The sequence below is a fragment of the Nitrospira sp. genome (assembly GCA_029194675.1).
Taxonomy (GTDB): domain Bacteria; phylum Nitrospirota; class Nitrospiria; order Nitrospirales; family Nitrospiraceae; genus Nitrospira_D.
Genome location: JARFXP010000001.1, coordinates 1,389,225 through 1,407,557, shown reverse-complemented (window position 1 = coordinate 1,407,557; position 18,333 = coordinate 1,389,225). Strand labels below are relative to the sequence as shown.

General features: G+C 56.0%; 20 protein-coding genes. 9 read left to right on the top strand and 11 right to left on the bottom strand.

Translation table 11 applies throughout. The features are described 5' to 3' along the window. Positions 1 to 684: 684 nt before the first annotated feature. Complete coding sequence (locus P0120_06750) at positions 685 to 1,458, top strand: EcsC family protein (protein ID MDF0674025.1); 774 nt, start codon at positions 685 to 687, stop codon at positions 1,456 to 1,458. Between the two features lie 119 nt (positions 1,459 to 1,577). Here the strand turns inward: P0120_06750 and P0120_06745 are convergent, their stop codons facing one another. The 8 genes from P0120_06745 to P0120_06710 all read right to left on the bottom strand — a co-directional run bounded on the left by P0120_06745 (position 1,578) and on the right by P0120_06710 (position 8,358). After that, positions 1,578 to 1,715, bottom strand: a complete 138-nt coding sequence (locus P0120_06745) for a hypothetical protein (protein ID MDF0674024.1) — start codon at positions 1,713 to 1,715, stop codon at positions 1,578 to 1,580. A gap of 268 nt (positions 1,716 to 1,983) precedes the next feature. After that, on the bottom strand, positions 1,984 to 3,315 hold the full coding sequence (locus P0120_06740; protein ID MDF0674023.1) for a serine hydrolase: 1,332 nt from the start codon (positions 3,313 to 3,315) through the stop codon (positions 1,984 to 1,986). 108 nt (positions 3,316 to 3,423) lie between these two features. Continuing rightward, complete coding sequence (locus P0120_06735; protein MDF0674022.1) at positions 3,424 to 3,696, bottom strand: hypothetical protein; 273 nt, start codon at positions 3,694 to 3,696, stop codon at positions 3,424 to 3,426. Between the two features lie 562 nt (positions 3,697 to 4,258). After that, entirely contained in the window at positions 4,259 to 4,507 is a 249-nt protein-coding gene (locus P0120_06730; GenBank protein MDF0674021.1) for a hypothetical protein, read from the bottom strand. 35 nt (positions 4,508 to 4,542) lie between these two features. Beyond that, entirely contained in the window at positions 4,543 to 4,710 is a 168-nt protein-coding gene (locus P0120_06725) for an XRE family transcriptional regulator (GenBank protein ID MDF0674020.1), read from the bottom strand. A gap of 218 nt (positions 4,711 to 4,928) precedes the next feature. After that, positions 4,929 to 5,876 (bottom strand): phospholipase D family protein, encoded by a 948-nt coding sequence (locus P0120_06720; GenBank protein MDF0674019.1) that lies wholly within the window; start codon positions 5,874 to 5,876, stop codon positions 4,929 to 4,931. Between the two features lie 994 nt (positions 5,877 to 6,870). Then, positions 6,871 to 7,704 (bottom strand): IS4 family transposase, encoded by an 834-nt coding sequence (locus tag P0120_06715; GenBank protein ID MDF0674018.1) that lies wholly within the window; start codon positions 7,702 to 7,704, stop codon positions 6,871 to 6,873. A gap of 57 nt (positions 7,705 to 7,761) precedes the next feature. Then, the gene (locus P0120_06710) at positions 7,762 to 8,358 is read right to left on the bottom strand and encodes a thermonuclease family protein (protein MDF0674017.1); all 597 of its coding nucleotides are present in this window, start codon (positions 8,356 to 8,358) and stop codon (positions 7,762 to 7,764) included. Between the two features lie 121 nt (positions 8,359 to 8,479). Here P0120_06710 and P0120_06705 point away from each other — a divergent pair, with 121 nt between their 5' ends. Together P0120_06705 and P0120_06700 are read left to right on the top strand one after the other, a co-directional pair. Next, a complete protein-coding gene (locus P0120_06705; protein MDF0674016.1) occupies positions 8,480 to 8,710 on the top strand; it encodes a hypothetical protein in 231 nt (76 codons plus the stop codon). Between the two features lie 117 nt (positions 8,711 to 8,827). Continuing rightward, positions 8,828 to 8,989, top strand: coding sequence for a hypothetical protein (locus tag P0120_06700; protein MDF0674015.1), 162 nt, complete (start codon positions 8,828 to 8,830; stop codon positions 8,987 to 8,989). Positions 8,990 to 9,013: 24 nt separating this feature from the next. Here the strand turns inward: P0120_06700 and hemL are convergent, their stop codons facing one another. The 3 genes from hemL to P0120_06685 form a co-directional block, all read right to left on the bottom strand. Further along, positions 9,014 to 10,297 (bottom strand): glutamate-1-semialdehyde 2,1-aminomutase, encoded by a 1,284-nt coding sequence (hemL, locus tag P0120_06695; protein ID MDF0674014.1) that lies wholly within the window; start codon positions 10,295 to 10,297, stop codon positions 9,014 to 9,016. A 237-nt stretch (positions 10,298 to 10,534) separates the two neighbouring features. After that, a complete protein-coding gene (locus P0120_06690; protein ID MDF0674013.1) occupies positions 10,535 to 10,960 on the bottom strand; it encodes a barstar family protein in 426 nt (141 codons plus the stop codon). A 149-nt stretch (positions 10,961 to 11,109) separates the two neighbouring features. Continuing rightward, positions 11,110 to 11,541, bottom strand: a complete 432-nt coding sequence (locus P0120_06685; GenBank protein MDF0674012.1) for a ribonuclease domain-containing protein — start codon at positions 11,539 to 11,541, stop codon at positions 11,110 to 11,112. A gap of 339 nt (positions 11,542 to 11,880) precedes the next feature. On the opposite strand from P0120_06685, the gene P0120_06680 reads away from it, so the two are divergent. The 6 genes from P0120_06680 to P0120_06655 all read left to right on the top strand — a co-directional run bounded on the left by P0120_06680 (position 11,881) and on the right by P0120_06655 (position 18,163). Continuing rightward, a complete protein-coding gene (locus P0120_06680) occupies positions 11,881 to 12,345 on the top strand; it encodes a hypothetical protein (GenBank protein MDF0674011.1) in 465 nt (154 codons plus the stop codon). Beyond that, positions 12,345 to 12,992 carry an HAD-IA family hydrolase gene (locus P0120_06675; protein ID MDF0674010.1) on the top strand — a complete coding sequence of 216 codons (648 nt, stop codon included), beginning with the start codon at positions 12,345 to 12,347 and terminating at the stop codon, positions 12,990 to 12,992. The genes P0120_06680 and P0120_06675 overlap by 1 nt, the downstream gene beginning before the upstream one ends. Continuing rightward, positions 12,989 to 14,599 carry a pitrilysin family protein gene (locus P0120_06670; protein MDF0674009.1) on the top strand — a complete coding sequence of 537 codons (1,611 nt, stop codon included), beginning with the start codon at positions 12,989 to 12,991 and terminating at the stop codon, positions 14,597 to 14,599. The genes P0120_06675 and P0120_06670 overlap by 4 nt, the downstream gene beginning before the upstream one ends. Before the next feature lie 20 nt (positions 14,600 to 14,619). Further along, positions 14,620 to 16,074 (top strand): pitrilysin family protein, encoded by a 1,455-nt coding sequence (locus P0120_06665; protein MDF0674008.1) that lies wholly within the window; start codon positions 14,620 to 14,622, stop codon positions 16,072 to 16,074. 254 nt (positions 16,075 to 16,328) lie between these two features. Next, positions 16,329 to 17,171 carry an MBL fold metallo-hydrolase gene (locus P0120_06660; protein ID MDF0674007.1) on the top strand — a complete coding sequence of 281 codons (843 nt, stop codon included), beginning with the start codon at positions 16,329 to 16,331 and terminating at the stop codon, positions 17,169 to 17,171. A 62-nt stretch (positions 17,172 to 17,233) separates the two neighbouring features. Further along, complete coding sequence (locus tag P0120_06655; protein MDF0674006.1) at positions 17,234 to 18,163, top strand: site-2 protease family protein; 930 nt, start codon at positions 17,234 to 17,236, stop codon at positions 18,161 to 18,163. Positions 18,164 to 18,333 lie beyond the last annotated feature (170 nt).

Genomic DNA, 18,333 nt, shown 5'->3' with positions numbered 1-18,333 from the left:
ATGGGGTTGGCGCCAGTGAGCTGGTAACCAGACATCCTGTGTTTGCATACAGTGGACATGGCCGGGTCCCGACGGTTGTCTGGGGCACATGGTGCCAGGGGCAGAGGACGCTTCATGTAGGGTCCTCCTCGCCGTGATCCTGATGGGTGACTGGTGCGGCTCAGGTGCGAGCCGACACTGCTGACGAGGACAACCGGGATGCGACTGGGTCCCGCGACGGGAGGGCGAGGGGAGATGTCGACGTCTTCATCCTTCGCCCCGTTTGCAGAATACGGAGGGCACGAGGTCCTGTGCCTTCTTGACCGGGGCCTTCGAGATGGGCGACCCCTTTTCTGTTTCCCTGACCGGCATAGTACACACCGACTCACTGCGCACTGGCGCGAGATTCTTTCGGTTATTCAATTGCTTGTCAACTAGCGCCGTGTCGGCGTGTTATACAGACCAGCTTAATTCCGGTTTTAGCTGCTTCGCCCCAAAGTGTTGAACTCTCAGTCCCTGTATCCAAGGGGCCACGGGCTGAAAAAGCCACGCGCTCAAAAATCCTCTGTCTTCATCGGCATGCTGCTACACATTTTGCTTGGCAGATAATCTTGATTGCAGAACTTTGGGACCGGGATGTATTGATAGTCAATGGGCACATATAACAGTTGTGCCTGCTCCTCAACCATCTCATGATGTTCATCCATGGAACAACCACATCGTAATGAGCTGGCAAAGGCAAAACAAATACTGGAGGAACCTGCATTCGCGGCTAAAATTTCTAATCTAATTGCCATGCCACTCGAGCAAGGTATCCAAATCCTGCCGGATAGCTGGGTTGAGACTATGACTAATGTCTCTCGAGATGCTCTGGAGAAAGCCCTCAAAATTGCTGTGCTTACATTGGACGATAATAATCAAACCACTTCTCGTGAAATGTGGCATAAGTTCGCAGTTACCGTCACGGGCGCAGGAGGCGGCGCATTCGGCTTACCTGCCCTAGCAGTCGAGCTGCCTATTTCGACTGTAATTATGCTCAGGTCGATAGCCGACATTGGACGATCCGAGGGAGAAGACCTGCGACAGCCAGAGGCAAGGCTCGCATGTTTACAGGTGTTTGCACTAGGGGGGAGAGCAACAGAGGATGATGCAGCTGAATCCGGCTACTTTGCCGTGAGAACCGCGCTTGCTTCCACTATTACCGAAGCAGCCCACCATATTGCGCAAAGCGGCATTCTGAACGAGACTGCCCCAATAGTTCTGCGGCTAATAGGAAGTATCGCAGGACGTTTCGGTATTGTGGTTTCACAAAAAGCCGCAGCGCAGGCTATTCCTCTAATAGGTGCTGCGGGAGGGGCTCTAATCAATCTAGCTTTTGTAGATCATTTTCAAGGTATGGCGAGAGGCCATTTTATCGTTCGTCGCCTCGAACGACTTTACGGTCAGGACATCGTAGAGGCGGAATATGACGAGTTATAGTCAGCGATAAGGAAGGTTTGGTTGAGCGAGCGATTAAGGGGGCGGATACCTTTGTGGCCCATCTTGGGCTCACAACGGATCGCTCGTACTCGTGTTTCAACAATGTGGGATCAGAATCTCTATGACCGCGGCTTTTCATATCCCTCCATGAGCAACGTCTCCGCCACATTCTGTTCGTTCATGAACAGATCGGCCAGGAGGCGATTGGAGACATCCCGGCCATGCGGCACGATGCGAATCGGGCCGTTGCGCGGCAACTCTTCAACCGCCGCTTCGCTGCGGGCTTGACGAATTCACTGAATTTGGGCCGGTCGATACTCGCGAAGCCTGATGCGTTAACTTCAGAAAAGACTCCTCGATCATTTTCCTTTCCCCCCGACCCCCGAAATCAGGGGAAAGACTGGCATGGACAGAACAAGATGTGACCCTACCTGCTTTGCATAGCCAACGCTGTCCCTAGCACTTATAACCTAAATCACCTTGCAACGTCCCCTATACGTCTCACCTCGGTCACTGCCGCGCCGGCTACATCTGGAACTGGCGCTGCCTGAGTTTCTGAATGATTTTCCCGCAGGCGAGTCCACCGTTGCCGTTCGTGCCTGCGCCGATGTTCGTGACGGCGAGGAATCCCATGCCTTTGCCCGGAAGAACCTGGCAGCTGCAATACCAGAGGTTGTTGGATCCGTCATGGCCGAGCGCAAGCGCGCCGAAATCGTCGAACATGATCCACCCCCACCCGTAACGATTCGGGTACATGGGGTTCGGCGGATACTGGGTGTGGAGCCGCGCCAGCGACGTGGGCGACAGGATGAGGGAACCCTCCGATCCATCCAGGTGAAGGCGAATGAACTTGGCCCAGTCCTGGAGCGACGCATGGACAGTGCCTGCGGGTCCGAGCCCCGGCGTGTTGTCGCCCTTCGATGCGAGACGCTGTCCGGACGCATCGCTGTGCCCCCAGGGTTCGTTTACATCGGTTGCGCTGCCGGGCGCACCGAACCCCGCCGTCGTCATCCCAAGCGGCTGGAACAGCTCCGTCGTCATTAGATCTTCCCATGACTTGCCGGTGCAGCGCTCCAGCATCGCGCCCGCCAGGATGAAGTTCGCATTCTGGTAGCTGAAGATGACCCCCGGAGCATCAAAGAGAACGTTGGGGTCGCCGTGTTGCCGATGGGTGATCAAACGGGCGAATTCGCGGCGGCGCTGCGGGACGGTCTTGCTTGTGTCAGCGAGTGCCGTGGACTCGTCCGAGGTCACGTTGAGAATCCCCGATCTGTGCGCCATCAGTCGTTCGAACGTTGCGTTCTTGAAGATGGCGTTCATCGTTTGAGCCCATTCGGGAAATGCCTGGGCCACCGTCACGTCCCAGCCAACGATGCTTTTCTGCGCCAGGACGGCGAGCAGCGTCGCCGTCATCGCTTTTGTGTCCGATCCGAGGTGCCAGCGATCGCTGGCCTCGACCGCGACGCTGTTCCCATACTTACGAATCCCCGACACTCCCAGTTCCTTGATCCCCTGCGTGGTGACCGTGGCGCCTCCCACCGCGGGGACGCCGAACTCCGCGCGCACCGCGTCGAGCATGTCCCGCAATGACCAGTCCCACCCCAATCCCCACACATCGATATCGATCGTCGTCGCTCCGGTGTTCTTCACGTCAAAATGGAGCTCACGCTCTGATGGGCTCCCGTGCACGACACTGCTGATCTTCGTGATTTCAGCGGACGCGGCGACACCCGGCGCTACCTTCGGCCAGGCATTCAGTCGATAGACCTCGCTGTTTGCGTTGTTCCACCAGCCGTGAGCCGTCGCTCCCGGCTGAATATCCGTAAAGGTGAGAATTTTGAAACCTTGAAGTGCCATGTCCTTTACCTCCGATCTCCTTGAGCACCCGCGCTTCGGGCGGCGGTGCCATCCTCCGGCGGCAGGGCTCGGGCGTGCTCGAATCCGCGAGCGGCCTTCCGGAACGACTCACGCGTTCCACCAGAATGCCCAAACGTCAATGTCGACTTGTGTTGTCCCCGTGTTCTTCACCCAGTAGTGGAGCTCGCGCTCCGACGGGTTGCCGTGGACGATGAAGCTGGTTTTCGTTATCTCCACGGAGGCATTAACTCCTGCACTGACGACCGGCCACGCATGGAGGCTGTAAACCTCCGCGTTGGCGTTATTCCATTTGCTTCCCCGCGTTTCGCCCGGAGCAACCTGGGATAGGGTTCCAAATTTCTGACCTCCACTTGTTGCCATGGTTTCCTCCCTTATGTGGGCAGGCACGTTTCCGGTTTACCGTCCAGCGCGACCTGCAGGTTATGAAATTCACGTCCATTAGCCAGGTTATCTATCGCCGCATCCGGTATGCGATAGCGTCCAACGGCCCCGTGGCTCACCGGCAGGCGCGGAGCAACCGGAGTTGTGTAGCGGCTGTCCGGTGCAGCCGCTGGGGAGCGCTATTAAGGGGTCGGATACCTTTATTGCCAATCTTGGACTCAGGACGGAGCGCTTGCACCCGTGTTTCAACGATGTGGGATCAGAGTCTCTATGACCTCGGCTTTTTGTATCCCTCCGAGATCAACACCTCCGCCACATTCTGTTCGTTCACCAACACATCGATCACGAAAGCATTTCTTGCGCCACACGTGTTTCAAGCAGAAAGCCAAGTATTCCAACAACTTGAGCGAGCTGTTTCGACGTTGGACAACGCGCAGTTGTATCTGAATGGATAACAGGTGGATCGGATTGGATTCAGGGGATGTTAGAGGATTAGGACAAATCAATGGTTCCCGGAACCATGATCTGCTTCTGGCAGCTGTCAGCCGGCTTTCGCTCGCTTATGTTCCCGCTCAGGTAACGTCGCGATGACTGAGCGAAGGAACGTATTGACGGCATCTGAAGAACGAAAAACCGAGGCGACATCCGGATCGAGGATGACCGCGATGGCACCTTTCTTCACGCGAGACATAAACCGGTTCGGTTTCGCCTTCGCATAGTCGAAGCGGTATTCGGCCTGCATCTCGTCCGTGGTTCTGCGTTGACGTTTATGAGGTATGGGCTTCTTCATAATCTTGCCGTTCCAGTTTGGTGGCCTTCCGGGCGCTATGCGGCCAACTTGACTGCCACAGTCAAACCGGCTTTGGCGCAGAGGCCCACCAGGTAATCAAGGGAACGCTTGTCCACTTTGTTGCACGCGATCTTGGAGATGCGCGGCTGAGCCACACCGAGGCGTTTGGCTGCCTGTGCCTGGATCAATCCTTCGCGGGTCATTAAAGTATCCGACCCCTTATTGGCGCTCCCACGGAGTCTGACGCGCTAACTTCAGAAAAGCCTCCTCGATCATTTTCCGTTCCCGCGACCCCCCCAAATCAGGTGAAAGACTGGCATGCACAGGACAAGATGTGACTCCACTTGTTTTGCACTAACGCTCCGCCTCAGCCGCGGCGGCGCGTCAGCCGACGTCGGCTGGAAGAGGTTGTTGGGCAGCATTATGTCCATAGGCGTCCGAGGGTATAGATAAGATCAGGGTCACGAATCTGTCTTGTTCGACGTGGATTTCCTAGCTGTTCTGCAATCGGACCTAGTCTACGGAGAAACGAGGCCAGCTGCTTCCGGCGGTACTTTTTGGGGACTTCGAGATAGACGATCGCCCGTTTCTTTCCTTTGACAGTGTATGGCCGAATACTGACTATACGGGATGGTGGTGAGACAAGCACTTTGTTGCCATCTGCTCTTGTGCATTGGATTACTCGCTGTCCAACCTTGTACCGCTCCAGAATCTTGCCTCCTGACCATTGAAAGTCTTCCAACTCAGATGATCGAGGATTCATCATAGCTTTTTCAGCTGTCGGTCTACCCTTTTCTTCCTGTTCATAGTCTACGTCCTGCCAGCCGCGCTGTACGAGAGACACTAACCAAAGGTCAGAGTGAGATGGCGTTTTCTTCTTCCCCTTGATACGGGCGCCCTGTTGTCTTGATCGCAGAGGAGGGCGATAGAAGGGAATCATCTTCTCAGCATACTCAAGCCCCACTTTGTCCCCGAGAAGGCTGCAAACAAATTTCTTGGCATTCGAGATAACCTCTCTTTCCGTGGTTTCGACACAGGCCTCAAGAAGATTGTTTTCGGAGTGCCTCGAAACATTTGATGAGCCAACAACAGCGGTATTTCCGAATACGTAAACTTTGGCGTGCAGGTTGGAGCAGGAATGAACCTCAACACCACGTTTTATTGCTTTTACAACCTCCCGCGGATCGACTTGGCCAGACCCAATCGTCTCACGGTCAAACTTGACGACCAGCAGGCTTCCTTCGCGAAGTTTCAGTAGATCGGATGCGCCAGCGCCGAAGTACGGAACAGCAGCAAGAGCGGGCGACATGGATTTGGACAGTTTTTTGATACGCCCCCAGACGGAGCCTGTTATCAGTGTTGACGACATATCTCTCCTTTATGCTGCCCCAACTATTGAGTAGATTGGTCAGCCTATCCGCGCCAACCGGTTTCATCTTTACGCCCAATCCTAATTCTTTTTCCGTACTTGGCAAGAAATTCCTCGGCCTTCGAGCTGTTTCGAAGTTGGACGACGTGTAGCTCTATTGAATGGATTACAGGTGGATCGGACTGGATACCGACGATGTTAGAGGATAGCGTGGGTGCATCGTTTTGGCCATTGAGGGAATGAAGATTAGCGAGGAGAGGAGTGTCTGGTTGTTATGCTATCAAGGGCGGCTCGATATAGCGTATAGGGCAGAACCTTTATGACCTCGGCTTCTCATATCCCTCCAAGATCAACGTGTCCGCGACATTCTGTTCATTCACAAACACGTCGGCCACGAGGCGATCGTAGACATCTTGACCATGCGGCACGATGCGGATCGAGCCGTTGCGCAGGAGCTGATCCAGCCGCTGCTTGGCCGCCGGACCTTCAAGCTCACTCAGTTCGGGTGTGTCGATCCCGCGAAGCCTGATGCGTTAACTTCAGAAAAGACTCCTCGATCATTTTCCTTTCCCACGACCCCCGAAATCGGGGGAAAGACTGGCATGCGCAGAACAAGATGTGACCTCGATTCTTGTCAGGTCTGGATACAAATCCATTCGCATTTTGGATTGTCTCATGAGCAGAAGTAAAGCAGTGGGCGGGGGGTTCTTACTCGAATCGTGGAGTATGAAAACCAGAATGGCTTCTGAAACTACCGTGGGAACGACGAGCGCGGAGGGATGAACGGCGAATCGCCAGGCTGGCTCCGCCTTGCTCACGCAAGGTTAGGTTGCAAGACGCGACCTTAATTCAGACGGAAATGTATATAAAAAGACTCCCGACCCACTGCTGTCCAAAATAGTCGGCTGTTTCGAGTTCTTCCCCCGTGAATGCGGCATATGAGACGGTCTCTGGTCACCCATCCAGTTCAGGTTGTCCGGTCTGCTGTCCAAGATCAGGTAGCGAATAGCCTCTGTTGGGGCGGCGCTGGTATGAGCAGCGGCCGTTCAAAGGGCGCATTGAGCCAGTCCCACAGATCCCGATAGGTCAACAGATTGAAGCGGAGCAACGCGGCCAGATTCGAGAGACTCCAGGGCCACGTGGACTTCAGCTGCAGAAATTTCAACAGCAGCATCGCGAGCAGGGCGATCCAGATTTGGACCTGTACGGCGTTCTCACTCGTGCCCACAAACGTCTTGATCCGGAGATGCTGTTTCAAGGCCTTGAAGAGGAGTTCGATCTGCCAGCGCTCCCGATAGATGGCGGCAATCGTGCTGGCCGCAAGCTGCATGAGAGTGGTCAGGAACCGTAGCGGCCGCTGCTGTCTCTCATCCCAGATCGTCACCTGTCGCAGGGGGACCGAGCACCGGTCAGCCGCATGGGAACTGGTGAGACGGATCACCTCATCGACCAGCACCGGTCCGCGTGTCGGCACGGAGCGTTGCTCCAGCACTTCGTAGAGCATGTTGGTGCGTGGACGGGTGACAAATCCCACCTCGTCGACCGTCCAACGATGATAGCGGGCATAGTCGAGATACCCGCGATCGATCACCACGATGGTGCCTGGCGCAAAGGTGAGCTGTTGGGCGATCCGCACGTCGTTGGTGTCGCCGTCGGTCACGAGGGCCCAGCAGGGCAAACACCCCTGGTGATCCAGCTGCAGATGGAGCTTGATCGCCCCCTTCGTCCGCTGGAATCTGGCCCAATCGAACACCGTGGCACAGAGTTCAATGATCGTTGCGTCGAGGGTGCGCGAGCAACTAAGGGGTCGGATACCTTTGTGGCCCATCTTGGGCTCACAACGGATCGCTCGTACTCGTGTTTCAACAATGTGGGATCAGAGTCTCTATGACCGACGCTTTTCATATCCCTCCAAGATCAACGTGTCCGCCACGTTCTGGTCGTTCACGAATACATCGGCCAGGAGACGATTGTAGACATCTCGCCCATGCGGCACGATGCGAATCTGGCCGTCGCGCAGCAATTCTTCCAACCGTCGCTTGGCTGCCGGACCGTCGAATTCACTCATTTCTGGCGTGTCGATCCCACGGAGTCTGATGCGCTCACCTCCAACACGGATCGTATCGCCATCGATCACGCGCGTTTGTAACGTGCTCAGTACCCTCATCTCGTGTCTCGCCCTGGCTCGAAGAGAGGAAAGCCGGGTCTGTTTATGGCTGGGCGCGAGTTTGTATCGTCCCTTGGGATAGCGCTGGGGCCGGCTGTCCGGAGGACGTGGGTGGCGTCGTTGCTTGTACGTGGGGAGGCGATCCGAACGTTCTTCATCCGGCGATGGATACCAGCAGAGATCACATTGCTGGTTGAGGGTGGAGCCAAGGGCGGATTTCTGCAGAGGCTCTGCCGAGGCATCGGGAGATAACGGGGCAAACCATGCCAGCCCAGCGAGCAACCAAGCTGAAATCGTTATTGGGTGCGGCTTCATGGCCTGTCTGTGTACGCAGGTGTCGTGCCAGGTTCCGATCGATTGACAACGATCAAAATGGCATGCTGCAATGCGACGGAGCATCTCATAGGACCTGAATTGATTCACGGAGGGTTATGTCATGGATATGATGGGAAAGGTGGGGCTGGTCGAAATTCCTGTGTTGATTGCCCCTGATCAGAAAGCTTGGATGGATCGTATGATTAAGGAAGGGAAAATCGCCATCCCGCCAGGTGGAACGCTGGAAAAAGGCTCGCTCTATTCCATGTTTATCCGCATGCTGCTGCACAACGCGATGGAAGAACAGAGGCGGCAGGAGGCCTTAGAGGCAGAAGACGAGGACGACGAATAGCAGGAATCGATCGTCAAACAGACGGATCTCAGGGTAGGGGGTCTGTATCCAAACAGATTCTATCTGTATCGTTTCAGATACTGGCAATGTGGCTCGACTGCATTGATGGAAGGCGCTATGAGCGACTCTGCTAGCATCGCGGCCCAGGAGTCCGTTCGTGGTGAGCCCTTCGACTGGCTCAGGACAAGCCTGTCGAACCCTGCGGTGAGTCCGGTCGAACCGCATGAACGGAACAAGAGAAACCTCACGCCCTTCGACCAGCTCAGGGCGAACGGGTGATAATCGAAACTTAGAGACACGACGCTAGAGTTTCTTGAAGGCGGTGTGCGCGGCGCGGATGGTTTTCTCGATGTCCTGTGCACTGTGGGCAGTCGAGAGGAAGGCAGCCTCGAATTGAGAAGGGGCGAGATAGACGCCCTGCTCCAGCATGTGGTGAAAAAATTGGCCGTACCGCTTCGTGTCGGACTGTTTCGCCGTATTCCAATCCACAACAGGACCAGGGGTAAAGAAGGTCGTTAACATCGACCCGACTCGCGTCTGTGTCACGGGAATCCCGGCCTTCTTCGCCGCCTCGCCAATCCCCTTGCCTAGAGCTGCTGATCGCTCTTCGAGTTTCTTGTAAACCCCCTTCACCCGCAACTGCCTGAGGGTTGCCAATCCCGCTGAGACTGCCAGCGGATTACCGGAGAGAGTACCGGCCTGATACACCGGGCCAACCGGTGCGATGAGATCCATGATCTCTTTCCGTCCGCCGTAGGCACCGACCGGCAATCCACCCCCGATGATCTTCCCGAGAACCGTGAGGTCCGGTGTGATGCCATAGAATGCCTGCGCCCCCCCATAACCGACACGGAACCCCGAGATGACTTCATCAAAAATCAAGAGGATGTTGTGATCGCTTGTCAGCTGCCGCAGTGACGCCAGAAAGTCTGGAGCAGGAGGGACGACTCCCATATTCCCTGCGATAGGCTCGACGATGATGCAGGCAAGATGATCTCGGTTGGCTTTGATCAGCTGCTGAACCGTACGAATGTCATTATAGGGAGCGGTGAGGGTATGTTTGGCAAAGTCTTCCGGTACGCCCGGTGAATCCGGAATTCCCAATGTCGCCAGACCTGACCCGGCTTTTGCCAATAGATAGTCGCCGTGGCCGTGATAGCAGCCTTCGAATTTCATGACGCCGGTCCGCTTGGTGAATCCACGAGCCACACGGATCGCGCTCATGACGGCTTCGGTGCCGGAGCTGACAAGCCGGATCTTTTCCATGGAAGGGAAGGCGTTCCGGATCTCTCTTGCCAGTGATACTTCCGACTCGGTCGGCGCTCCGTAACTCGTGCCTCGCCCGGCCGCGCTCTTGATCGCGGCGATCACCGCGGAAGGGGCGTGGCCTAAAATCATCGGCCCCCACGACAGCACATAGTCGATATAGACGTTGCGGTCCACATCATAGAGCCTGGATCCTTTCGCCCGTGCGATAAAGCGCGGTTGTCCTCCGACCGAGCGGAAGGCCCGAACAGGGCTATTGACGCCACCGGGAATGAGTTGCTGAGCCTCGGTGAAGAGCTTGGCAGAGCGAGACGTTCTCATAACGGGGGCGCACCCTATCACGTGGGCGAGAGCCGGTCAAGAAAGTGATTGCTGTGCGATCTGTTTGGAGAGTGTCGTGAGAGGTCAAAAAATGTCGTAACAGATACAGTTCTGTCGATTCAGATACGGTGACAGAGCTCATGCATCGACTGGAAGTTGGAAATTCTCTTTCGTTTTCGTCCTGGTCGTTGTTTTGGCCTGACAGTGCGATCTAATTCCAGCTTGTCATAGAAGGCTCTATTTTCGAGGCCGCTTGGCTGAACGTCTCGGACTGGGTTTCGTCTTGGGTGTCTCCGATTCGATAGAGGAGAATTCTTCCAGCTCCCAGTGCTTTCGCTTCGATTTGTCTTCCTCGGCGATTACAAAAACTACATGGAATGGGGCGCTCCGACCCTCCGCCGTTTGGCCCTTGCTCCAGGCTTCACCGGCGTCGTCGAGGATTTCCAGCAATGTATCGTACTCTTCTTCGTCCTCTGGAAGCACGGCTTGTGTGTCGGTAATGAGTAAGATATACCCTTTGGCCGGAAGCCACTCCAAATCAGCCAGACATTCTTCGAGTGCATCCCAGTTGTGTCCGAAGTAATCCGGGAAGTCGAGCGCCCGTGCGAACTCATCGAAGAGACCCGATGGAGTTCGGCATTTCTTCCCCTGGATGGTACGCATCGCATATCCCGGCGGCGTTTTCACCAACCCCGAGGGTGAGGTCCCACGAGGAACGATAAGGAGAGCCGACCAGGGGGGTGTGGCATTGCAAAGATGAATCTGTAAGGTAGGGTTTCCCGCCATAGAGATGTTCTCGGTTCGGACGTTCGTCAGTTCAGAGGGGCAAACGTTCGGTAGTGGTCTCCGGTATAGTAAGCTTTTCCGGTCCGCTGCTCGATGACGAGTCGTTCGGCGTCGCGCCTACGGCCTTGTCTCTTGGGGTTGACATCATACTCCCGATAGTAGCCTCGTGGAAGACGTCGTTCCCGGTTTTGGAATTCACGCCCTCCAACATAGCCCGGCAGCGGTATCCCGCTTCGCTCTTCGAGCTGTTTGAGCAGGTTGTAGGCTTTCTGAGGAGGTGGTGCGAGCGAGGACTGTGGCTCGATTTGACTCGGCGGGCTGACAACAGTGTTGATATTCAGAGGTCCGTTACCAAGATCGGCAGCGGCAATGGAGACAGGGGACGCCAGGCTGAACGTGCATAACAGGCTGATAAGAAGACCGATGGGCCGAATCCATCTCCATCGAAGCGTGAACACAGGCTCTGGTTCCTTGGCAAGACGTTGACCTGAAGGGCGACCGTAGCATTCGCTTTTCAAAAAGGTCAAACGACGCGGGAGCGATCACCTCGTTGCCTGGATGTCTCCAGTCCCGTTTGCTAGAATGAGACGGCTTAAGCGCACATCTGAAGAGACAGGTGTCGGACTTATGTGTGGCGTATTGCTATGAGGTATCGTGCAAACCTATGTACTGCGTGCGAGATCCATCCGGTTGAACGGGTGAATCTTTTATCCAGACACCTCGTCCATTGCCTTGTCGCTCTCGCTGTCCTCGCCTTGACCGTCCCGTCGAGCGCACAAGTGAGTCCGAGCGGCTCGATGAGACGATCTCCAGTAGAGGTCGTGAAGCGGTATGTTCTTTTGGACAAGAAGGGCGCTCGCTTAGACGCACCGTCATTCGAAACCTTGACCCCCTATATTGATTGGAGGGAAGAACCTGTGTGGGGCCGTATCGTTGTCGTTGAGAAAACAACCGTCCCGGAGGATTATCGAAAGTGGGAGATCCTCAACAATCTGGAAGTGGTCATCCCGGTCACCTTTCACGTGCGGGGGGCGGTCTACCTAGAAACTGCCACCTTCGTGCCTGAGAAAACGACGGAAGAGGTTCGTTTTCACGTGAAGGTCGTGGAGAACTTCTGGCGCATCATGTCGCCGGTCATTCCTCCACACGTCGGACTAAAGCGGATGATGAGCTTCGCGCGCGAAGCCGAAACCAATGAACAAGATGAGGCTCATCGTAGAATCCTTGCGGCACTCGTTGAATCCTTGCGAAAGGCAAATTAATGGCCCAGACTCCCGTAGATCTGCTGATTTTTGACCTCGACGGTACGCTGATCGAATCGAAGTGGGACATCGCGCAATCCGTCAACTTCACCCTTGCCCAGCTGGGGTTACCCGAACGCCCCATTGAAGAGATTTTTGGTTTTGTCGGCGACGGTGTCAAGCGGTTGCTGCGCCTTGCAGTAGGAGAGGGCAATCAGGCCAAGTTCGAGGAAGCGTTGAAAATATTTCGAAATTATTATCTCGAACATTGCTTGGACCGGACGACTTTCTATCCCGGCATCGAGCCGATGCTGCAACATTTCGCACACAAAGACAAGGCGATTGCGACCAACAAGTCGATCGAATACACCCGCGTAATCCTGAACGGGTTGGGCGCCCAACATTTTCGGTACATGGTCGGTGGGGACAACGGGTTTGGGTTGAAACCGGAACCGGGAATGTTATTGCACATCATGGAAAAGGCAGGTGCGCTGAAAGAGCGGACGGTCCTCGTCGGGGACAGCACGAATGATATCAACGGAGGACATAACGCGGACATTCGTGTCTGTGCCGTCGGATATGGCATGGGAAATCGAACGAAAATGGAAGCTTGTCAACCCGATTGGTTCATCGAAAGACCGGAACAACTGATGGAGATATTCGAATGAAATCCAGATTAAGACTGGGGTTGAGTGAAGATCTTGTCCGCAGGCGAGATACAATTCTGATTTCTTGTTTGGGTGTCATCCTGAGCCTTACCCTCAACCTTGCCCCACTTCTTGCGGGGTCGCCGAATCTTGCCGAACGTGTGATCGAGCATCGGCTGGCCAATGGGCTGACCGTTCTCATGGTCGAACGACATCAGACGCCTGTGGTCTCCATCAACATCACATTCGCAGTGGGAGGGATCAATGAGCAGGTGGGCCAAACCGGCCTCGCGCATCTCTATGAGCATATGGCTTTTAAAGGTACCAGGTTGGTCGGCACGATGAACTATGAGAAAGAAAAACCGATTGTGGATGAACTCGCGCTGGTCGGGACCGAGCTTGACCAACGTCAGCGTGACGCAGCCACCAAAGGGGATGGCGCGACGGCTGAAGAGCGAGCCACGATCGAATCACTTCAGAAGCGCCTCATAGAGCTACAGAATCAGGCCGCTCAGTACGTGGTCGGGAATGAAATGGCCCTGTTGTACCAGCGACATGGCGGGGTGGGACTCAATGCATCGACGGGCAAAGACGTGACGCGGTACATGATCAGTTTGCCGTCCAATCGGTTGCCTTTGTGGGCGGCGATCGAGTCGGATCGAATGGCCAACCCTGTGTTGCGCGAATTCTATAAAGAGCGCGGTGTCGTGATGGAAGAACGGCGTCTGCGGAACGACGACAGCCCGAACGGTCTGTTGTTCGAAACCTTCACGTCAGCGGCATTCCGGGCTCATAGTTATGGTGTCCCGACCATCGGATGGGGGTCCGATATTCTGTCACTGACACCTGCTGCTACGGAGGCCTTCTTTAAAGCCCACTACGGTCCGGATCAAGCCACGATTGCTCTGGTCGGTGATATCAACCCGAAAGAAACGATTGCCTTGATCGAACAGACGTTTGGAAAGATTCCTGCCGCACCACCACCGCCATCCCTGGTGACGGTCGAACCGGAACAACGGGGTGAGCGACGAGTCGAGGTGGAATTTGATGCGGAACCGGCAATCGTCATTGGGTACCACAAACCGGCCTTGGGGCATCCGGATGACGATGTATTCGACGTGATCGATGCGGTGCTGAGCGATGGACTCACGTCTCGCTTGCATCAGACGTTGGTGCGGGAGAAACGTCTGGCTGCCTCAGCCGGGTCGGATGCGAATCATCCTGGCGTGCGTGCGCCGAACCTATTTATTTTTACAGCTACGCCGTTGGCCCCTCATACGACAGCGGAAGTAGAAGTCGCCATCTATGAGGAGATCGAGCGGCTGAAGCGTGAACCGGTTTCTTCCAAGGAGCTGGAGAAGGTGCTGAACAATTTGGATGCCGATTTGGTGCGGGGTCTGCGATCGAACAGCGGTCTGGCTTCTCAACTATCATTGTATCAAGCGGTGGCCGGTGATTGGCGCTATATCTTGAAAGCGCGCGACAAGGTTGCAGCGGTCAGGGCCGAAGATATCCAGCGAGTGACGACACAGTACTTTACCAAGTCGAATCGTACCGTCGCGGTCTTGGTGAAGAAAGGTACCGATCACACCGTTGCGGCCATGACGGTCGGCGAGGTGAGGCCATGAGGCAGGCGAGGAGGCAGAGGTTGAGTCGGAGGAGCTTTCGCCAGGTGGGGACGGTGCTCGGCATACTGGCGATACTGTTGACGTCAGTTGGGGTTGCTTATTCAGCCGATCCGACCGTCAGCGATCCCAGAACCATGACGTTCAAGCCGGTGGAATTCTCGCCGCCCGAACCAGAGCGGGTCGTTCTGGACAACGGCATGGTCCTCTATCTGCTGGAAGACCATGAATTACCACTGGTGACGATCACGGCGACCATGCGAACAGGCAGCTGGCTCGATCCGACCGACAAGATCGGACTGGCGGGCATGACCGGTGCGGTGATGCGGACCGGTGGTGGCGGCGGTCTTTCGGCGGAGCAGGTTGATGCGGAGTTGGAGCAATTTGCAGGAGATGTGGGTATCGGAATCGGAAGACAGTCCGGCTCGGCATCCCTGGATGTGCTGAGTAAGGATGTGAATCGGGGACTGGAGATCTTTGCTGGTCTCCTGCGAGCGCCGGCGTTCGAGCCCGCTCGTGTCGAGCTGGCCAGGTTGCAGGCCATCGAGGGGATCCGCCGACGTCAGGATAATCCCGGCTCCGTCGTCAGCCGGGAATTTGCCAAGATGCTCTATGGCCCTGATCATCCGAGCGCGCGAGAAAGCTCGGTGGATTCGATCAAACGCATCACGAGGGACGATCTCGTCGCATTCCATCGCAACACGATTCACCCGAACGGTATGATCCTCGGTGTCACGGGTGACTTCAAGAGAGACGAGATGATCGCCTCTCTCCGTAAGGTGTTCGGAGATTGGGAAAAGGGGAAGGTGCCGGAGCTGAAAATTTCCGATGTACCGGAGGCGGAGTTGGCCAGACCTGTTGTCAGGTTCGTCGGGAAAGATACCTCGCAGACCCATCTCCGGGTGGGACATCTCTCGATCAAGGAGAATGATCCCGACTACGTCGCATTGGCCATCGCCAACGATATTTTGGGTGGCAGTTCATTCCGCAGCCGTCTGTTCAACGATGTGCGGTCGAAACGAGGCTTGGCCTATTCCGTCGGCAGCCGCCTCAATACCGGCATGCACGACCAAGGTATCTGGTTGATGCGGGCGGAAACCAAGTTGATTTCCACCCAGGAAGTGATCGAGCGGTTTGTGGCGAATATCGAACGGATGCGCGCTGAGTCGGTGACCGATGCGGAGCTTGCCGAAGCCAAAGAAGCGTACGTCAACTCGTTCGTGTTTTCCTTTTCCAGCCCTTCGGCGATCGTCAGCCGGTTGGTCGAGTTAGAGTACGATGGATTACCGAAGGACTTTCTGCAGCAGCTGCGCGCCAAGGTGGTCAAGCTGACCAAGGGAGACGTCTTAGCGGCTGCCAAGAAACATTTGCACCCGGATCGCTTGAAGATCGTCGCTGTCGGATCAGGGGCAGCGCTGCCAAAAGCCCTTGCGACGTTTGGGGATGTGAAGGAGATCAAACTGAGCCCGGAAGGGTGAAGGGGGATGACGTGGCAGGGGAGGCCGTGCATTTCGGCGCCATCGTCATGCATCCGATACGGATGGCTGGCCGAGATCATCGCGGCATGGCCGCACGCTCCTCTAAGGCTGCGGCCTTGGGGCCGCAATGCCGTCGCGTGCTGGGGCATTTTGCTCACGTGAGCCGAATCACGCGATGTCGGCGCCACAACGCGCAGCCTCACCTGCCACGCATAGGATAAGGGGAGAAAGAACTCACCGCTCATGGCTTATTCATGCCGTTAGAAGATGATTTTTCCGACATCCTAAAAAAAGCACGTACCGGACAGGGATTGTCGGTCGGCGACGTCGCGCGGATGACGGGGTTGCCCGGCGGCGATATTACCGCGCTGGAACGTGGCGATGAGCCGCGAGATCGTGCGGAGGTGCGCGCACTGGCAAAGGCCTTGGGCCTGCGGGCTGAGCCGCTCGAGCAAATCGCCATCGATAAGTGGGAACCGGTTGCCCAACACATGCCGCCCTGGGTGGACATGGTTCATGGGTCCATTAACGGATATGGCGTACAAGGGTACGTGTTTCATGATGAAGGTGAGGCCCTCTTGGTCGATACGGCCTATAACGCGCCTGCGATGCTTGATCTGCTGCGTCGGCGAGAGATGCGCCTCGTCGGCATTTGCCTGACGCATGGCCATGCGGACCATGCGGATGGGATCGAGCAGATCTTGGACTCTCACGAAGTCCCTGTGTACCTGGGACCGGAAGATATAACTCTATTGAGTTGGCGGCCACGAGCGGATTTACTTGTTGCACCGATCGATGGAATGTCGATCAGCGTCGGACGCCGTATGGTTCACTGTTTAACGACGTCAGGCCATACACCGGGCGGCATCTGTTATCGGCTGGATGATGCACAACATCCCGTCTGCTTTGTCGGTGATACGCTCTTTGCCGGATCAATCGGCCGATCCAATCCCAAGGAGCTGTATTCGACTCACCTCAATTCGGTTCGCCGCCGTGTGCTGACCCTCTCACTCGACTATCGTCTCTTGCCAGGACACGGACCTGCCACAACTGTTGAGGAAGAACTCGATCATAATCCGTTTGGGGCGATTCAATAAACAGGGATTGCATGGATGGATTGGGACGACATGAGCATCGCGAGCTCAATGGAGGTCGCGTCATGGAATCCGGCGAAGAGCGGGTTTCACAGTCGGCGTACCAAATAGACAGTGATGCTGACGAAGAGCCGTCGTTTTTTTCGAAGTGGACGTTACCGATCGTCCTCTTTCTCATGACGGTCTTTACCACGCTGTGGGCAGGGGCCTACCAAGTCTATAACGGTCCGGTGCGCGGACCTCTGAATTTTCTCCTGACCTCTCCTGAGACCCTCTGGCGGGGAATCCCGTTCGCCGGCGCGCTGCTCTTTATCCTTACGACGCATGAGTTGGGGCATTACCTCTTGTCTAAGATCCATCGGGTGCCCGCTTCCTTGCCGCTGTTCATTCCCGGGCCTCCTCATTTTATCGGGACGTTCGGCGCCATCATCCGCATGCGGGGTCCGATCCTGAGTCGTCGCGCCCTGTTCGACATCGGGGTCGCCGGTCCCTTGGCGGGCTTTGTGGTCGCCGTCATCGTGCTGATCGTCGGACTCGGTCTGTCCACGGTTGTGGATCGAACGGCCACCTATGGCTTGCATTTGGGCGAGCCCTTGCTGCTCCAGTTCATATCGTGGCTGGTGATCGGGCCGTTACCGCCGGAGGCTGACGTCGTGCTTCACCCGATCGGGTTTGCCGCCTGGTTCGGGCTTTTCGTGACTTCCCTCAATCTGCTTCCGATCGGCCAGCTCGACGGCGGGCATGTCGCATACGCCTTGTGGGGTCGGCGCCAACGGACGATGGCGCTTGCCTTTCTCCCAATTTTGTTGATCTTAGGATTCTATGGCTGGTCGGGCTGGTTCCTGTGGGCGTTCATGGCGGGGCTGTGGGGGATCGGGCACCCTCCTGTCATGGACCCTCATGTTCCGTTGGGTCGTAACCGGACGATCGTCGGATGGATTGCGTTTGCGGTGTTTGTTATCACCTTTGCCCCAGTGCCGTTTTCCTTCCATTAATCACTCGTTGCTCAAGCCTATATCATTCTTCTGATTTTCTTGTCCGATCTCCTGCGCGACCCTACAGCGTAGAGGTCATCGCGGAAGTGGTGTCCACAACCAACTGCCCGTCGTTTCCGTAATGGAGGACTTGAGGAGCTTAGTCGGCGGCGTACACGTGTGGAATCCGA